Origin of the sequence: Paenibacillus sp. Cedars, from assembly GCF_003184205.1 — a bacterium.
Taxonomy (GTDB): domain Bacteria; phylum Bacillota; class Bacilli; order Paenibacillales; family Paenibacillaceae; genus Paenibacillus_AQ; species Paenibacillus_AQ glucanolyticus.
Genome location: NZ_CP020866.1, coordinates 4,079,544 through 4,094,785 on the forward strand (window position 1 = coordinate 4,079,544; position 15,242 = coordinate 4,094,785).

Consider the following 15,242-nt stretch of genomic DNA (forward strand, 5'->3'; position numbering starts at 1 on the left):
GGATTAAGCTATTCGAGAAAATCCTTCAAGCGCTTGCTGCGGCTTGGGTGACGAAGTTTACGAAGCGCCTTGGCCTCGATCTGCCGGATTCGCTCGCGTGTAACACCGAACACTTTACCAACCTCTTCAAGCGTTCTGGTGCGGCCGTCATCAAGACCAAAGCGAAGACGGAGTACATTCTCCTCGCGCTCGGTCAGTGTATCAAGCACATCCTCGAGTTGTTCCTTAAGCAGCTCATATGCCGCTGCGTCGGCAGGCGCAAGTGCTTCCTGGTCCTCGATGAAATCGCCCAGATGGGAATCATCCTCTTCCCCGATTGGCGTCTCAAGCGAAACCGGCTCCTGGGCAATCTTCATGATTTCCCGGACTTTCTCAACACTGAGTTCCATCTCTGCAGCAATTTCCTCCGGCGAAGGCTCACGTCCAAGCTCTTGCAGAAGTTGTCTGGATACACGAATCAGTTTGTTGATGGTTTCCACCATATGAACAGGAATGCGAATGGTACGAGCCTGGTCTGCAATCGCACGCGTAATGGCTTGACGAATCCACCAGGTGGCATACGTACTGAATTTAAACCCTTTTTTATAGTCGAACTTCTCCACGGCTTTAATCAAGCCCATGTTGCCCTCCTGGATCAAATCCAGGAACAGCATGCCACGCCCGACGTAACGCTTGGCGATACTTACAACGAGACGAAGGTTGGCCTCGGCAAGACGGCGCTTCGCTTCCTCGTCCCCTTGCTCAATCCGGTTCGCAAGTTCAATCTCATCATCAGCAGACAACAGCGGAACCCGACCAATCTCCTTAAGGTACATACGAACAGGATCGTTAATCTTGATCCCCGGTGGCAATGAGAGATCATCGTCAAACCCAAAATCCTCATTCTCGCGGGATTCGGAGTCTTCCGATTGCCGATGAGTTCCCTCATCGTCATTCTCATTTACCACATCGATTCCAAGGTCGGCAAGCTGTTCATAAAACTCTTCCATTTGCTCCGTGTCCTGGTCGAAAGGCGATAATTTCTCCATAATATCTTTATAGCTCAATACGGATCTCTTTTTACCCTGTTCAATCAACTGATCCTTGACTTGATCCAGCGTAAATTCCGTTTCTAGTTCAGTATGCTGATCATTCGCCATCTTTCGACTCCCTCCTCCCTAGAAACAGCAATGTGCGGTCTTCATTGTCTTTCTAGGGCGATAATCTCACTTGCAATTTGTGCGGCTCTCATAAAATCACCTGAGCGCTCCGCTTTTATCATTTCTTCTTTTTTCTGGTCGATCTCTCTCTGCTGCGGGAATTTCAGTACCTCGCGTATGCAATCATCCAGCACTTGGACATTCCACTCGGCTGGTGCTTCCATCATCATGATGGAGCTGACGGTCATTTCCAAACGGTCATCCTGGAGCGATGACATGAAACGGCTGATATCCGGAGATTTGCCTTGTGCGTAAAAAGCATATAGATAAGCAGCGATTGCCGCATGATCTTCGATATTAAACGCTTCTCCCAGGCGATCGCCTACGTATCGCGCTGCCTCTGCATCCTGCAGCATCAGCGACAGCAGCCGCCGCTCTGCAGCATGGTAAGCAGGCAGAAGTGTCGGGGCGGACTGGCGCCCTTTTTTATGCCTACCATTATTCCACCTTTTTTCCTTATTATCCCCATTCTCCATCTTTTTTTGCATAGACTGCCGAAGCAGATTGCAATCCTGCTTCAGACTCTCGTAGGAAAGATGCAGCTCAGAGGACAATTCCCTCAAGTAAACTTCCCGTTCGGTTGAGGAATTCAGTACTGCGATAATAGGCAATGCTTCTTTGGCATACGCAATCTTACCATCTTCTTCTAGCAGTATATGGTTTTTCTTCAGATATATAAGTTTAAATTTTGTTGTTGAAACGGCCGTTTCTACCACATGCCTGAAACGCTCGGCTCCGAACTTCCGGATATAATCATCCGGGTCCATTCCTTCGTTGACCAATGCGATTCGCACTCTGAGACCAACGCCTTCCAGCATTGGAATGACTTTCAACGCAGCGGCCATACCAGCCTTGTCGCCATCGTAGATAACAACAACTTCATCAGCCATCGATTTCATGATAGCTACTTGGTTTTCCGTTAGAGAGGTCCCCATCGTTGCCACGCCGCTCTGCAGTCCTGCTTCCCATGACGATATTACATCACCGTAACCTTCAAATAACAGAATTTGACGCGATTTGCGTATGGATGTTTTCGCCTGGTGCAGGTTGTACAATATGCGGCTCTTATTAAATAGAAGTGTCTCCGGAGAATTTAGATACTTCGGTTGACCGTCCCCCAGTATTCTGCCAGCGAATGCAATCACTTTGCCGTTGCGGTCATGTATCGGAAACATGATTCGTCCGCGAAAACGGTCGAGATAGCCCTCTTGTTCATGTCTTGCGGATAATAACCCGCCCTTCTCCATCTCTTTCAAGTCAAAGGATCGCTTGCTTAGGAACTGGACCAGTGTGTCCCAACGATCTGGAGCATAACCGATCTGAAACTGGTCAATCACTTTGTCGTTCATTCCACGGGAACGTAAATACTTCATGGCTTCTGTACCGTGCTCCGTATTCTTTAACAGGAAATGGTACAGCTTGGCACTGAGCTCATTAGCTTCAATCAAACGTTCTTTTTCCGGATTACGAGGAATTACGGGAACCCCTTGACCTTCCGGTAACGAGATATCATTCTCTTCTGCCATTGTCTTGACGGCTTCGGGAAAAGAAAATCCTTCGATTTCCATTCTGAATTTAATGGCGTTTCCGCCCTTACCGCAGCCATAGCAGTAAAAGATTTGGCGTTCCGGTGTAACCGTAAAGGAAGGAGTCTTCTCTGAATGAAACGGGCACAAGCCCTTCAGGTATTTCCCCTGTTTGGTAAGATGCACGTATTTGCTGACCGTGTCCACGATATCGCTCTTGGCCAGAACTTCCTCAATGACATCATCCGGAATATTGCCTTGTCCGGTACTCATCCAAACCACCTTCATCTCTTTTGGCACGTAAATAGTATTCGCTACGGGTGGACATTCTCCTGCAATTCATGCAAAAGTTTTGTCAGTTTATGTTGAAAAAACCTCCGGTCTTCCTCAAGCAGCTTCTTGGGCCCTTTGCCATACCTGCCTTGCTTTCTTGCCTTAGCCTGATGATGACGGGTATCCAGCATGAAATCGATATCCGTATTATCGAAAATACGCCCGCGAAAGGAAATCACATGGCATGATTTGGCAAGCGCCAGTGCAGCCAGTCCATAATCCTGCGTCACCACGATATCCCCCCTGGATATGTGGTTGGCAATGTAGAGGTCGGCACTTTGATCGCTCCGATCCACCTGGATCGTCGTAACACCCTCTTCAGCTTGTAACAGATGATCGTAGGAAGAAACAAGCAGTACAGGCACATGGAACGTACGAGCAGTCTCTGCGATTTCCTTCTTGACTGGACACGCATCACCGTCAACCACGATCGTAATGCAGATGCTATCGTTCATTCACATTCACCGGCTCTATCTTTAATCTTGGAATAATCCTTATGCTGTATATTATTATATACGTCTTTGGCAGATTAAAATCCTGCTTCTGATAATAAACAATGATCCCTACTTGCTTGATCCCTGCCGATGGACTCTTATGCACAGCGAAAGCGGCATCCCGCGCTTAACCACGGGCTGTCGCTTTCACTGAACAATACATTATACCATTTGCAAAATCATACTGTCACTATCTACCACACCAATTTTGTAAAATCAGCATACTGCTTCAAATCGCCATCAATTCCGGACAGAAGCGCAAGACGATTGGCACGTACAGCTTCGTCCTCAGCCATAACCATAACGGAATCAAAGAATCCGGTAATCGGTTCTTTTAGTCCACTCAGCAAGGACAATGAACGTTCCCCGTCGGCAGCTTCGAGCGCTGCTTTGTAATCTTCGCGGACAACGTTCCAGGCTTCATACAGGGTAGCTTCTTCCGTTTCGGTGAACAGTTCCGGATTGACTGCAGCCTTGCCGGCCTTGGCAGCCAAATTGCTGACCCGGTTGAAGGATTCTACCGTTGTTTTGAAATCCTGCACGCCCTCCACTGCATTCATCAGCGCATGGCCTCTTGAAACAACGGATACCACATGATCAAATCCGGCTGTAATGACTGCATCCACCACATCGTAACGCTGATCCTCGGACAGAAGTTTCTTTACGCGAAGCCCGAAGAACTCCTGAAGGTCCTTAGAAATTTCGTCTGTCGAACGCTTCAGTGCACGAATATTCTCATGAATCTCCAGCGCAATGCCGAACACATCCGATAACGTAATCGGAAGTTTGTGCTCCAGAATGATCTGTACAATTCCTGCTGCCTGCCGGCGCAGCGCGTATGGATCCTGGGAGCCCGTCGGAATAATACCGATGGAGAAGCAGCCCACAATCGTATCGATTTTGTCAGCGATACTGACGATGGACCCTACCTGAGTAGATGGTACCGAATCGCCGGCAAAACGAGGCTGGTAATGCTCAAATACCGCTTTTGCCACCTCTTCTTTCTCACCGGCTTTTCGCGCGTAATCTTCACCCATCACGCCCTGCAGCTCAGGGAACTCATACACCATCTGGGTGACCAGGTCGAATTTACAAATATCGGCTGCACGACTCACGGAATCGGCTGCATCCGCGGAAATGCTGAGTTTCGTTGACAGTTGATCGGAAATTCGGCGGATTCTGCGAACTTTATCGCCAATGGTGCCCAGCTCTTCATGGAATACAATGCTTTCAAGCTTTGATAAGGCGTCTTTGATCTGAAGTTTCTGATCTTCCTCATAGAAGAATTTCGCATCCGACAGACGGGCACGCAGTACCTTCTCGTTACCTCTTGCAATGACATCCAGCGAACGGCTGTCTCCGCTGCGTACGGTTACGAAGAATGGCAGCAATTGTCCCTGCTTATCCAGAACCGGGAAATAACGCTGGTGCTCACGCATTGAAGTAATTAACACGTCCTGCGGAATATGCAGGAACGAGGAGTCGAAAGTTCCATACAGCACGGTCGGGGTTTCAACCAGGAACAACACCTCTTCCAGCAGATCGTCCTTAATGGCGATATTCCAGTCTTTTTCCTGGGCCAGCGCCTGAATTTGCGACACAATCATCTCCTGGCGTTCATTCACGTCAACAATGACATGCTGTTCGCGGAGCACTTCGCGGTAAGCGGACGCTTCCGGAATAACTGCTTCGCTGCCAAGGAAACGATGTCCGCGAGTCACATTGCCAGATTTCACGCCCGTTATTTCCAGATCAACCGTTTCGCTGCCCAGCATAGCCACCATCCACTTAATCGGACGGACAAATTTAAATTCGTGCGCTCCCCAGCGCATATTCTTCGGGAACGTCATCGAGGTCAAAATGCCATGAAGACCTTCGGACAAAATAGACTTCGTATCAACGCCGACACTATTCTTCGTAACGTAGATATACTCCACTCCGCCAAGCTCCTTAAAGGTGAAGCTCTCAGGGGTAACGCCCTGGCTTCTTGCAAAACCGAGAGCCGCCTTACTCCATTGACCGCTCTCATCCAGCGCGATTTTGCGGGAAGGCCCTTTGACTTCCTCGCTAACGTCCTCCTGCTTATCTGCAACATTCTGCACCCATACCGCCAAGCGACGCGGTGTAGCATACGCCGTTACATCTCCATGCCCGATCCTGGAAGCATCCAGCCATCTGACCATTCTGTCCTGAAGCTGTTCCATCGCAGCGCGCAGAAATCGTGCCGGGACTTCTTCCAGTCCGATTTCAAACAATAAATCCTTAGACATGGTCTGCGCCCCCTTTCTTAATCAGCGGGAAGCCCAGCTTCTCGCGCTCCTCCAAATACGTAGCTGCCACCATACGAGCCAGGTTGCGCACGCGCATGATGTATCCCGTTCTCTCCGTTACACTGATCGCGCCTCTGGCATCGAGCAGGTTAAAGGTATGGGAGCACTTCAGCACATAGTCGTAAGCCGGGAACACCAGATTCTGATTCATGGCTTTGTTGGCTTCTTCTTCATACATGTTAAACAACGTGAACAGCATTTTGACGTCCGATACTTCGAACGTGTATTTCGAATGCTCAAACTCCGGTTGATGGAATACGTCCCCGTATGTGATGCCGTTTACCCATTCCAGATCGAACACGTTCTCTTTGTCCTGGATGTAGGATGCAAGGCGCTCCATACCGTAAGTAATCTCAACAGCTACCGGATTTGCGTCAATGCCGCCAACCTGCTGGAAGTACGTAAACTGGGTAATTTCCATACCATCAAGCCATACTTCCCAGCCAAGACCCCATGCGCCCAGAGTTGGTGCTTCCCAGTTATCTTCAACAAAACGGATGTCGTGATCAAGGGGATTGATTCCAAGACGCTTCAAACTCTCCAGATACAGCTCCTGGATATTATCCGGCGAAGGTTTGAGAATGACCTGAAATTGGTGATGCTGGTATAGACGGTTCGGGTTCTCTCCGTAGCGGCCGTCAGCAGGGCGGCGGGAAGGCTCTACATACGCCACATTCCACGGCTCGGGTCCGATCGAACGCAAATAGGTCATCGGGTTCATCGTACCGGCACCTTTCTCCGTGTCGTACGGCTGCACGATGATACAATTCTGCTCTGCCCAAAACTGCTGCAGCGTCAAAATCATCTGCTGGAAATTCATGATTTTTAGCTCCTTTGCTTTCTTTTTCAAATACATTCCATTACGATAACAATTCTCTGTACAACAAAAAGCTCTCGCCCTACGCCTGTTGTACAGACATAGGGACGAGAGCTGTAGCTTCCCGCGGTTCCACCCTACTTGGCACTGCTCATTCGCTGTCATGCTTCAAACCAGCCAATAAGCAAAACCCACTTTATCGGTTCATCATGCTCCCGGGTGCCTCTTCATGAATCTCTCCCACCAGGCTCTCACCATCCCCGGCTCGCTAAATACAACGGATCGATAATTCACTACTTTCCCGTTCAATGCATGTCAGTATTCAAAAAACTAATAAACTGATAAATATCATACCTCATTCTATACCTTACGTCAAATGTTGTACTTGTCCATCTGGTCCAAAAAGTTTTGCGATTTCAGACGCAGTCCGAGCTGCATATCCATTAAGGCTCGCATGACCGTTTTGAGCTCGGTCTTGGTCTCATCCTTGACATCCACATTGCCAAGCCGTCGCAGGTCCAACCTTCCGAACAGACGCAGCAGCTTCAGGGTTCTCGGTGTAACGGACATCGCCGGCGGATCCAAATGCTTGCAGTATCGGCACAGCACTCCGCCAAGGCGAGGGCTCACCAGCATATCTTCATCTTTTCTAGTCTGATTGCATGATATGCACACATCCAGCTCCGGCCCATAGCCTGCGGCCTGAAGGATTTTCATCTCATAGAGATTTATGATAATTTGGGGATCCTTATCCTCTTGAAGAGCTTCCATACAAGCCTTCAGCTGATGAAACCAAAAAGCGCCTGTCTCCTCATCCTGCAGCACCCGATCCAAGAGCTCGCAGGCATAAGAAGCATAGGCAGCTTTGACAAGATCTTCGCGGAGCCTATGATGAGACTCCATAATTTCACCAGCATTCAAATTGCCGAGCCCTGTACCATTACGGAAGAAAACATACTCTCCATAGGTAAACAACTGTGTCAGAGCAGCATGCCGGCTTTTCACCTTTTTTGCTCCTCTGACCAGCACACCTACCTTGCCCGATTCTTTGGTGCAAAGTGTAATGATTTTGTTCCCTTCGCCGTAGTCCATGCTGCGGATGACAATCCCTTCCGCCCGATATAGCATGCGTTTTCCCCCAACCATTCCTGGAGCAACCAATGATTACTCGTCTTCTTCATGCGGGGCCGCCTCTTCTTCAACGGATGCTGCTGCAAGAACCGATTCACTTTCGGCTTCCTTATACAGCAAATATGCATCGACATCTCCTGTCATCGCAAAATACTTCCACGAAAAATCTCGCATTCGTATTCATCCTCTCTTCGGAAATGACGTTTCGCATCTACGGAAATTAGGATGTGCGTCTGGAGCCGTTTTATGAAATGCAATTGTTGGCAGGCGGCACTGCGTATGTTTTCCCGTTAGATTTGGACACCGGATGGATTACTCCCCACGGTGAAATCCGAGATCACGAAGGACACGATCTTGATTGCGCCAATCTTTTTTAACTTTAACCCAGAGTTCCAAGAAAATCTTGGATCCGAGCAGTCTTTGAATATCCTGACGGGCTTGTCTGCCTACTTCCTTGAGCAAAGCGCCCTGCTTTCCGATGATAATGCCCTTCTGCGAATCACGCTCCACAAAAATAACGGCTGAAATGTACACAGTTCCGTTCTCCTCCACCCGCATATCTTCAATGGTAACAGCGATGGAGTGGGGCACCTCTTCCCGGGTCATATGCAAAATCTTTTCGCGGATCAGCTCTGCGCACACAAACTGCTCCGGATGGTCCGTTACCTGATCCTCCGGATAATACTGCGGGCCTGGCGGCAGGTATTTCTGAATCTGATCAAGCAGCGTATTCACATTGCTGCCGAGTTTCGCAGAAATCGGAACGATCTCGGCAAAATCATGGAGCTTGCGATACTGCTCAATAAGGGGCAGCAGGGCAGTCGGCTCGATTTTATCGATTTTGTTCATCACCAGGATAATCGGAGTCTTGAGCTTTTGCAGCTGCTCCGCAATGTAACGATCCCCTCCGCCGATTCCTTCAGAAGCATCAACAAGAAACAGAGCTGCTTCAACCTCGCCTAATGTGCCCAATGCAGTCTGATTCATATAATCCCCAAGCTTGGATTGGCGCTTGTGAATACCCGGCGTATCCAGAAAGACTACCTGTGAATCATTGGTTGTGTACACTCCATGAATTTTGTTTCTCGTCGTTTGCGGCTTGTCCGACATAATCGCAATCTTCTGACCAATCACTTGATTCATCAGGGTCGATTTGCCTACGTTCGGTCTTCCGATAATAGCCACGAATCCGGATTTAAATTGTTTTTTCTGCATAACATTCCTCCGCTACTGTTCCTGTATCAACTTGTTGTATTCTTTTTAATTAATTCCACTAATTCACTCAAGCTTGCTCTTTGTTCAGATCCCAGGGGCCAAATGCTCCCGGCAGCAGCTCACTGACGGTGGTCTCCTGTATATCGCCTTTCAGATTCCCCATAATCACTTTCATATCCGGCTTGCACAACTCCACCAATACTTGGCGGCATACACCGCAAGGTGAGCAGGGGCCTTCTGTATCAGCAACAATGGCAATTGCCTGGAAGCTCCCTGCTTCATGACCATCCGCAATCGCCCGGAATAATGCCGTACGCTCTGCACAATTGGTGGGACCATAGGCAGCGTTCTCCACGTTGCAGCCATGGTGTACCTCTCCATGCGCATCCAGAAGAGCTGCGCCCACACCAAACTTCGAGTAGGGTATGTAAGCCCGCGTGCGTGCCTTGATTGCTTCCTGCATTAATAATCCTGCATCCATGTATAGTTCCTCCTATAGATCAACTTGTTGATATCAATTTGTCATTGATTGTATCCATTCCCAAACCGGTTGATAGAACACCAGTAAACCGACCATGACGGCAAACGCCGCTGCAACTAACGCTGCACCGGCTGCGGTATCCTTAGCCAATCGGGCTAAAACATGTTTTTGTGGCGAGATTAAATCGACTACGGCCTCGATTGCGGTATTTATCAGTTCTGCAATGAATACAATGCCGATGGCCAATATCAGAAATAACCAGCTCATCCGGTCCAAGTGCAGCAAAGCTGCTGCGATGAGTACGATCAAGGCAGCAGCCATGTGTATTTTCATATTGCGTTCCGTTTTCACAGCCGTGACGATGCCCCGTAAGGCACAACCAAATGCCTTATATAACGATTGTCTGTGCGGTTTCACTATCTTGTCAATCCTACTTCGGCAAGCACAGCCTCCTGTTTGCCCATCATTACGGCTTCGCTCGCTTCATCCTGATGATCATACCCGAGCAAATGCAGAAATCCGTGAACGAACAGAAAACCCAGCTCCCGTTCAAGAGAGTGACCGTATTCTTCGCTTTGCAGCTTTGCACGCTGGACCGAGATGATAACGTCACCCAGAACATCCGGGACACTCTCCAGTTCCTCACCTTCGTCAAGCTCATAAATGATTTCGAGCTCGTCGTTTGTAATCTCATTCATGGCAAAGGACAGCACATCGGTTGGGCGGTCAATTCCCCGATATTCCCGGTTCAATTCATGAATCTGTCCATCATCAACAAAGGTCAGATCCACCTCTCCATCCGTTACTCCCTCGGCCTCTCCTGCCTTCTGAAGGATCGCTTCAAGCACAGCGATAAACTCCTCGCCAATGTGAAATTCCTCTTGTTCATTATTCCATGCCAGCTGCAGGCTCATTCTTAAACGCTCCTTCTCTTGTTCCTAACTGGTTGCCGTTGTCCCTGAAGCAGTTTCATCCGTTGATGGTGCCGGCGGTTTAGGCCGCTTCACATCTTCCGGATATTCGATCCGGGAATGGAAAATTCCCATCACCGTTTCCTTCAATGTCTTGGCGATAATATCCAGTTCCTTCATCGTTAAATCACAATCATTAAACTGATGGTCGTCCAAGCGGCCCTTGATGATCTTCTCGATCATCGATTCAACCTGCTCCACCGTCGGTTTGCGCAGCGAGCGAACGGCTGCCTCCACGCTGTCGGCAATACCGACGATGGCAGACTCCTTGGACTGAGCCTTCGGCCCATGATATCTGAAATCATCTTCCGTGAAATCCGGTTCAATGCCCTGCTCTTCAGCCTGACGAACCGCTTTATGATAAAAATAATGTAAAAATGTCGTTCCATGATGCTGCTCTGCGATATCTCGTATCGGCTTGGGCAGCTTGTACTCCTTCAACATTTCCACGCCATCCCTTGCATGAGCAACGATAATGGATTTGCTCAGCTTCGGCTCAATGGAATCATGCGGGTTCTCCATATTGTTCTGGTTCTCGATAAAATAGATCGGTCGCTTGGTCTTCCCGATATCATGATAGTAGGAACCGACACGGCAGAGGAGACCATTGGCGCCAATCGCTTCCGCTGCAGCTTCCGACAAATTGCCGACCATTACGCTGTGATGGTAAGTGCCTGGTGTCTCTGTCAGCAATTTGCGCAGCAGCGGATGATTCGGATTCGACAATTCTACGAGCTTTAATGCCGACAGGATGCCGAAGGTGACTTCGAAGAACGGCATAAGCCCGATGACGAGGATAGCTGTCAACAGCCCGCCCGCAATAGCAAAGCCTATTGAATACAGCGTTTCTGTCGTGGTCCAGGTATCGTTATTGATTAACAACATGATAAACACGATCAGCGCTCCGAAGAGAGAAGCCATAATACCGCCCTTCAGCATCGTTGACCGCTGGCTCGCACGGTGGATAGAGAAGATCGCTACACATGAAGTTACGGCTGCGAATAAACCGAATTGGAAGTCAAACAGTTCCCCTCGCACATTCAATATCACACTCGCCATGATACTGAAGATAATGACACTGAAATAGGCAAGCGAGGTTTCCAGCAGCAAGGTTACCAGAATCGCGCCGATCGCAACGGGCGCAAGATATCCTACATAGATCTGGGAATCACTTTGCAGGAAAGCGGTCAAATGCATGGTGATCAAGGTGATCACGTACACGAGAAGCAGCATTAACAGCTGCGAATTGTTGTATTTGAATTTGCCGGGATCCGATTGTCGGATGAACATCAGTATGCCAAGCGATAGCAGAGCGGACAGCAGCAAAACACCCAGCTCCGGCCAGTAATTCACTTCATCCTTAAGCAATCCATTCTTGCCAAGCAGCTCATAAAGTTCCGGTGTGATGAGCTGACCCTTGGCCACGAGGATATCCCCTTGTTTAATGAATACAGGCGGGGTATTCTCGCGTTTCTCAACCCTTGCTTCCTTCGTTGCTACCTCGTCAAGAAATTTGTTAGGCGTGATCGCTAGACGCGACAGCTCCTGAACAACTTCTCTTGAAGTCCGGTCATCTAACCGACTTGTACTTACCATCTCCGCAACCCTTGCGCGTGCTGTCTGCGCATCAAAGATTTCGTTCAGCATCAGCCGGGATACGATCTCCCGGGCAACGGATTTCATCTCGATAATGTCTTCAGAATTCAACCTTGGCAGCTTAATAAAAGTCTCCTCAGGGATGCGGTAGGTTTGTTCCTCGATCACACGCTGCATCTCGTCGAGCAGCTCTTTGGAATAAGCTTCATTTGTGCTGTTGGCCGAAACAAAATTTTGCACGAACTCTTTTGCCATTCTCGGAATTTCATTGCGATAAATCCCGACTTTTTCTGATGAGCTGATATCCACATCTTGATTCAGGCGCTCAATGCGATCAAGAATTTGGGTAACCAGCACGTCATTTCGCAAAGGAACAAGAGGGTATATGGGCTGGACGCTCTCTGCGGCAGCCTCTTGTGCCTTCAATGTAGCCTTGCTGTCCTCTATTTGTACAGGCGACACGATGTTCTTCTCACTCTTCGTATTGACCTGAATGTCATACCGCTCCGGCAAAAGCTTCGATGCTAGACTGATATAAAAGAGCAACGCAAGCAGCAAAAACAGAATATAGCGTGTTGCCACGCTATATTTCCATCCGCTGTTTTTACCCCATATGGACTTGTCCGTCGATGGTTCTTTGGAGGCCATTGCGACAATCCCCTTTAATCTTGGTTTTCTGCTGCTTTATCATAAGCGACGATGATTTTTTGAACTAAAGAGTGCCGTACAACATCCTGTTCAGCAAAGTAAACAAATCCGACTTCCTCAATATCGCTCAAAATCCTTTTAGCTTCGATAAGTCCTGATTTCTTGCCACGCGGCAGGTCAATCTGGGTCACGTCCCCCGTAATGACCATCTTCGAGCCAAATCCGAGCCGTGTCAGAAACATCTTCATCTGCTCCGGCGTTGTGTTCTGCGCTTCATCCAAAATAATAAATGAATCGTCCAGCGTCCGTCCGCGCATGTAGGCAAGCGGCGCAATTTCAATCAATCCCCGCTCAAGTGCCTTGGCGGTTTGATCCGGACCCATCACATCATATAACGCATCGTACAGGGGTCTGAGATAAGGATCCACCTTCTCCTGCAGATCTCCTGGCAGAAAGCCCAGGCTCTCTCCTGCCTCGACTGCAGGCCTTGTCAGAATAATCCGTTTCACGGAGCCTTCCTTAATCGCTGCAACGGCCAGCACGACCGCCAGATAGGTTTTCCCGGTTCCCGCAGGGCCGATGCCAAATACGACATCCCGTTTCTTAATCGTGGTCACATAGTGCTTCTGACCGATGGTTTTTACTCGAATAGGCTTACCCTTGAAAGTTGTCGTGATCTCGCCCTTGTATAGATCAAGCAGTTGGTCCGCCCTCAATTCCTTAGCGAGTTCTACAGCATACAGAATATCGCGTTCAGTCAGCATGTAACCGTTCCGGACAAGCTGAAGCAGCACTTCAAACAGCTGCTGGAGACTCTCCACATTTCGGTGTTCTCCCCGAATCGTGATGACCGCTTCCCGTGAATCGATGGTTGCGGGAATTTCTTTTTCAATTAATTTAAGAAACGTATCTTGTGGTCCGAACAAAGACAGACCTTCTGACGCGCTTTGCAGTAAAATTTGAATGCTGGTCGTTTGCTGTGACAAATAGCCTCATTCTCCTTGATTGTATACTATGGGAAGTTCTTTCGCGATGGTCTCTTCCACCTCAAAAAGCACTTTCATATAAACTTTACCATTCTCTTTCTTATCATGCAAAATTTTTTGGCTTACGAACCTTGATTTCGCTCCGTATTTCGCTAAAATATCCCGCTGTGCCCCCTCGATACCCTCTTTTTTCGCTTCTTCCTCCGTGATGGTATGCTGAACCTCCGTGACCTCCATAATTTTTTCTGTCATCCAGCCCAGCGGAAGCACGCGCGTTCTCCATGTGAGGGGATCATAATAGGTCAACGTTTCCTGTTGCGAAAATGGAATTTCGCCATAACCCCACAGCTGGACGGCCCGATCTCCAAATACGATATAAGATCGTTTTTTCCCTTCGCCCGTATAGACCTTATGCGTCTTAACCAAGGGGACCTCAATGTTGTACTCATGCCATACAAGCCCCCTCACTTCTCCATTGGCCACCACTCTCTCCGAGTTCTCCTCATCCCCGAGGACACCGGAAATCAGGACGTCCCCCTTCTTCACCCGGGAGTTGATCCCTACTTTGGGGACCCCCTTCTCAGCATATATGTGGGTAATGACAGCATCCTGTGTACTGATAAGATGCCTTGGGCTCTGAAGAGGCGGCTTCTCCGGCACGGCAGCTTCTACAATCTGTATACGTATGCGTGTCCCGTTACGTTCCACTCCCACCCATGAGGTTCCCGGAAGGCGGGCCGTCATATTCCCGGACAGCTTGTCCAACGATTCCAGCTTAAAAATCCATTGAAAAGGATAAATCCCTTCCTGCTTGGCTGCATCCAGCACATCTTCCGAAGCAATGGTCTCATTCCCCTCTACCTCAACATTCCATATCATCGAGGAAAGGGTCAGCAATATGGTAAAAAACAAAACAATGCCAAACACAAACGCTTTGCGTTTCAACAGACGCCGAGCCTTAAAGGGGTAACCGCAGCGCTCCTTGATGCGCGTGCGGCAGCCTGTCCGTTTTAACAGCGGACGGAGCCCTCTAAAATCCTTCAGCAGCAGTTTAAGCTCCGCTGAATGCGCCCCTGTCGGTGTAACGTCCCAAACGGGAATCCCCGCCTCCGCCAACGAATTGATGAATGCTTCCACATGCTCACCGCGAACAGCAAGCGTCAAATATCCTCGAAGGTTAATCATTGTCGGAATCTTCACGGTTTCTCCCCCGTTCCTATGTATTGGATATTATGAATGGTTCCAATGATGGTCACTTCATTACTCTGGATTGCCTGAATCGCAAGACCGGACCCTGAAATCTCCAAAGAACCCTGCGTCAAAGACAACACAAGTCGTTCCTCTGAAAAATGCCGGACTCCGCGATGGTTCTCGATATGCAGCTCTTTATTGCCAATCAGGGTCAACCGCGGCAAATCAAATAACAGGTCCTGTGGCAAATCAAGCATTTCTTGGGTCCATTTCTGCAGCTTGCGGCTGATGCGGGACATATGGAGACTTTCCCCCTTCCTGTAC

At 48.9% G+C, this 15,242-nt stretch carries 15 protein-coding genes; all 15 read right to left on the reverse strand.

The window, feature by feature from the left end; genetic code table 11:
- Positions 1-8: 8 nt before the first annotated feature.
- A complete protein-coding gene (rpoD, locus tag B9D94_RS20615; RefSeq protein ID WP_006209036.1) occupies positions 9-1,139 on the reverse strand; it encodes an RNA polymerase sigma factor RpoD in 1,131 nt (376 codons plus the stop codon).
- 41 nt (positions 1,140-1,180) lie between these two features.
- Complete coding sequence (gene dnaG, locus B9D94_RS20620; protein WP_006209035.1) at positions 1,181-2,998, reverse strand: DNA primase; 1,818 nt, start codon at positions 2,996-2,998, stop codon at positions 1,181-1,183.
- A gap of 41 nt (positions 2,999-3,039) precedes the next feature.
- On the reverse strand, positions 3,040-3,513 hold the full coding sequence (locus B9D94_RS20625; RefSeq protein WP_006209034.1) for a YaiI/YqxD family protein: 474 nt from the start codon (positions 3,511-3,513) through the stop codon (positions 3,040-3,042).
- Positions 3,514-3,746: 233 nt separating this feature from the next.
- Positions 3,747-5,822 (reverse strand): glycine--tRNA ligase subunit beta, encoded by a 2,076-nt coding sequence (gene glyS / locus B9D94_RS20630; RefSeq protein WP_148247876.1) that lies wholly within the window; start codon positions 5,820-5,822, stop codon positions 3,747-3,749.
- Positions 5,815-6,702, reverse strand: coding sequence for a glycine--tRNA ligase subunit alpha (gene glyQ / locus B9D94_RS20635; RefSeq protein WP_076152245.1), 888 nt, complete (start codon positions 6,700-6,702; stop codon positions 5,815-5,817). The genes glyS and glyQ overlap by 8 nt, the downstream gene beginning before the upstream one ends.
- Positions 6,703-7,071: 369 nt before the next feature.
- Entirely contained in the window at positions 7,072-7,827 is a 756-nt protein-coding gene (gene recO, locus B9D94_RS20640) for a DNA repair protein RecO (RefSeq protein ID WP_040680425.1), read from the reverse strand.
- Between the two features lie 36 nt (positions 7,828-7,863).
- A complete protein-coding gene (locus B9D94_RS20645; protein ID WP_006209031.1) occupies positions 7,864-8,004 on the reverse strand; it encodes a YqzL family protein in 141 nt (46 codons plus the stop codon).
- A 138-nt stretch (positions 8,005-8,142) separates the two neighbouring features.
- On the reverse strand, positions 8,143-9,045 hold the full coding sequence (gene era / locus B9D94_RS20650; RefSeq protein ID WP_036644442.1) for a GTPase Era: 903 nt from the start codon (positions 9,043-9,045) through the stop codon (positions 8,143-8,145).
- Between the two features lie 67 nt (positions 9,046-9,112).
- On the reverse strand, positions 9,113-9,526 hold the full coding sequence (gene cdd, locus B9D94_RS20655) for a cytidine deaminase (RefSeq protein ID WP_006209030.1): 414 nt from the start codon (positions 9,524-9,526) through the stop codon (positions 9,113-9,115).
- Positions 9,527-9,559: 33 nt separating this feature from the next.
- Positions 9,560-9,943, reverse strand: a complete 384-nt coding sequence (locus B9D94_RS20660; RefSeq protein WP_148247878.1) for a diacylglycerol kinase family protein — start codon at positions 9,941-9,943, stop codon at positions 9,560-9,562.
- The gene (ybeY, locus tag B9D94_RS20665; protein ID WP_148247879.1) at positions 9,943-10,440 is read right to left on the reverse strand and encodes an rRNA maturation RNase YbeY; all 498 of its coding nucleotides are present in this window, start codon (positions 10,438-10,440) and stop codon (positions 9,943-9,945) included. Before ybeY ends, B9D94_RS20660 begins: the two co-directional genes overlap by 1 nt.
- A 24-nt stretch (positions 10,441-10,464) precedes the next feature.
- The gene (locus B9D94_RS20670; RefSeq protein WP_036644448.1) at positions 10,465-12,741 is read right to left on the reverse strand and encodes an HD family phosphohydrolase; all 2,277 of its coding nucleotides are present in this window, start codon (positions 12,739-12,741) and stop codon (positions 10,465-10,467) included.
- 14 nt (positions 12,742-12,755) lie between these two features.
- Positions 12,756-13,727, reverse strand: coding sequence for a PhoH family protein (locus B9D94_RS20675; RefSeq protein WP_006209026.1), 972 nt, complete (start codon positions 13,725-13,727; stop codon positions 12,756-12,758).
- Positions 13,728-13,733: 6 nt separating this feature from the next.
- Positions 13,734-14,927: a sporulation protein YqfD gene (gene yqfD, locus B9D94_RS20680; protein ID WP_063478946.1), complete on the reverse strand. Its 1,194-nt coding sequence runs from the start codon at positions 14,925-14,927 to the stop codon at positions 13,734-13,736.
- The gene (gene yqfC / locus B9D94_RS20685; protein WP_063478945.1) at positions 14,924-15,217 is read right to left on the reverse strand and encodes a sporulation protein YqfC; all 294 of its coding nucleotides are present in this window, start codon (positions 15,215-15,217) and stop codon (positions 14,924-14,926) included. The genes yqfD and yqfC overlap by 4 nt, the downstream gene beginning before the upstream one ends.
- Positions 15,218-15,242 lie beyond the last annotated feature (25 nt).

What these genes read in the sequence shown, in the direction of transcription:
- rpoD (WP_006209036.1), bottom strand. Translation starts at nt 1,139, where the DNA reads ATGGCGAATGATCAGCATACTGAACTAGAAACGGAATTTACGCTGGAT.
- dnaG (WP_006209035.1), bottom strand. Translation starts at nt 2,998, where the DNA reads ATGAGTACCGGACAAGGCAATATTCCGGATGATGTCATTGAGGAAGTT.
- B9D94_RS20625 (WP_006209034.1), bottom strand. Translation starts at nt 3,513, where the DNA reads ATGAACGATAGCATCTGCATTACGATCGTGGTTGACGGTGATGCGTGT.
- glyS (WP_148247876.1), bottom strand. Translation starts at nt 5,822, where the DNA reads ATGTCTAAGGATTTATTGTTTGAAATCGGACTGGAAGAAGTCCCGGCA.
- glyQ (WP_076152245.1), bottom strand. Translation starts at nt 6,702, where the DNA reads ATGAATTTCCAGCAGATGATTTTGACGCTGCAGCAGTTTTGGGCAGAG.
- recO (WP_040680425.1), bottom strand. Translation starts at nt 7,827, where the DNA reads ATGCTATATCGGGCGGAAGGGATTGTCATCCGCAGCATGGACTACGGC.
- B9D94_RS20645 (WP_006209031.1), bottom strand. Translation starts at nt 8,004, where the DNA reads ATGCGAGATTTTTCGTGGAAGTATTTTGCGATGACAGGAGATGTCGAT.
- era (WP_036644442.1), bottom strand. Translation starts at nt 9,045, where the DNA reads ATGCAGAAAAAACAATTTAAATCCGGATTCGTGGCTATTATCGGAAGA.
- cdd (WP_006209030.1), bottom strand. Translation starts at nt 9,526, where the DNA reads ATGGATGCAGGATTATTAATGCAGGAAGCAATCAAGGCACGCACGCGG.
- ybeY (WP_148247879.1), bottom strand. Translation starts at nt 10,440, where the DNA reads ATGAGCCTGCAGCTGGCATGGAATAATGAACAAGAGGAATTTCACATT.
- B9D94_RS20670 (WP_036644448.1), bottom strand. Translation starts at nt 12,741, where the DNA reads ATGGCCTCCAAAGAACCATCGACGGACAAGTCCATATGGGGTAAAAAC.
- yqfC (WP_063478945.1), bottom strand. Translation starts at nt 15,217, where the DNA reads ATGTCCCGCATCAGCCGCAAGCTGCAGAAATGGACCCAAGAAATGCTT.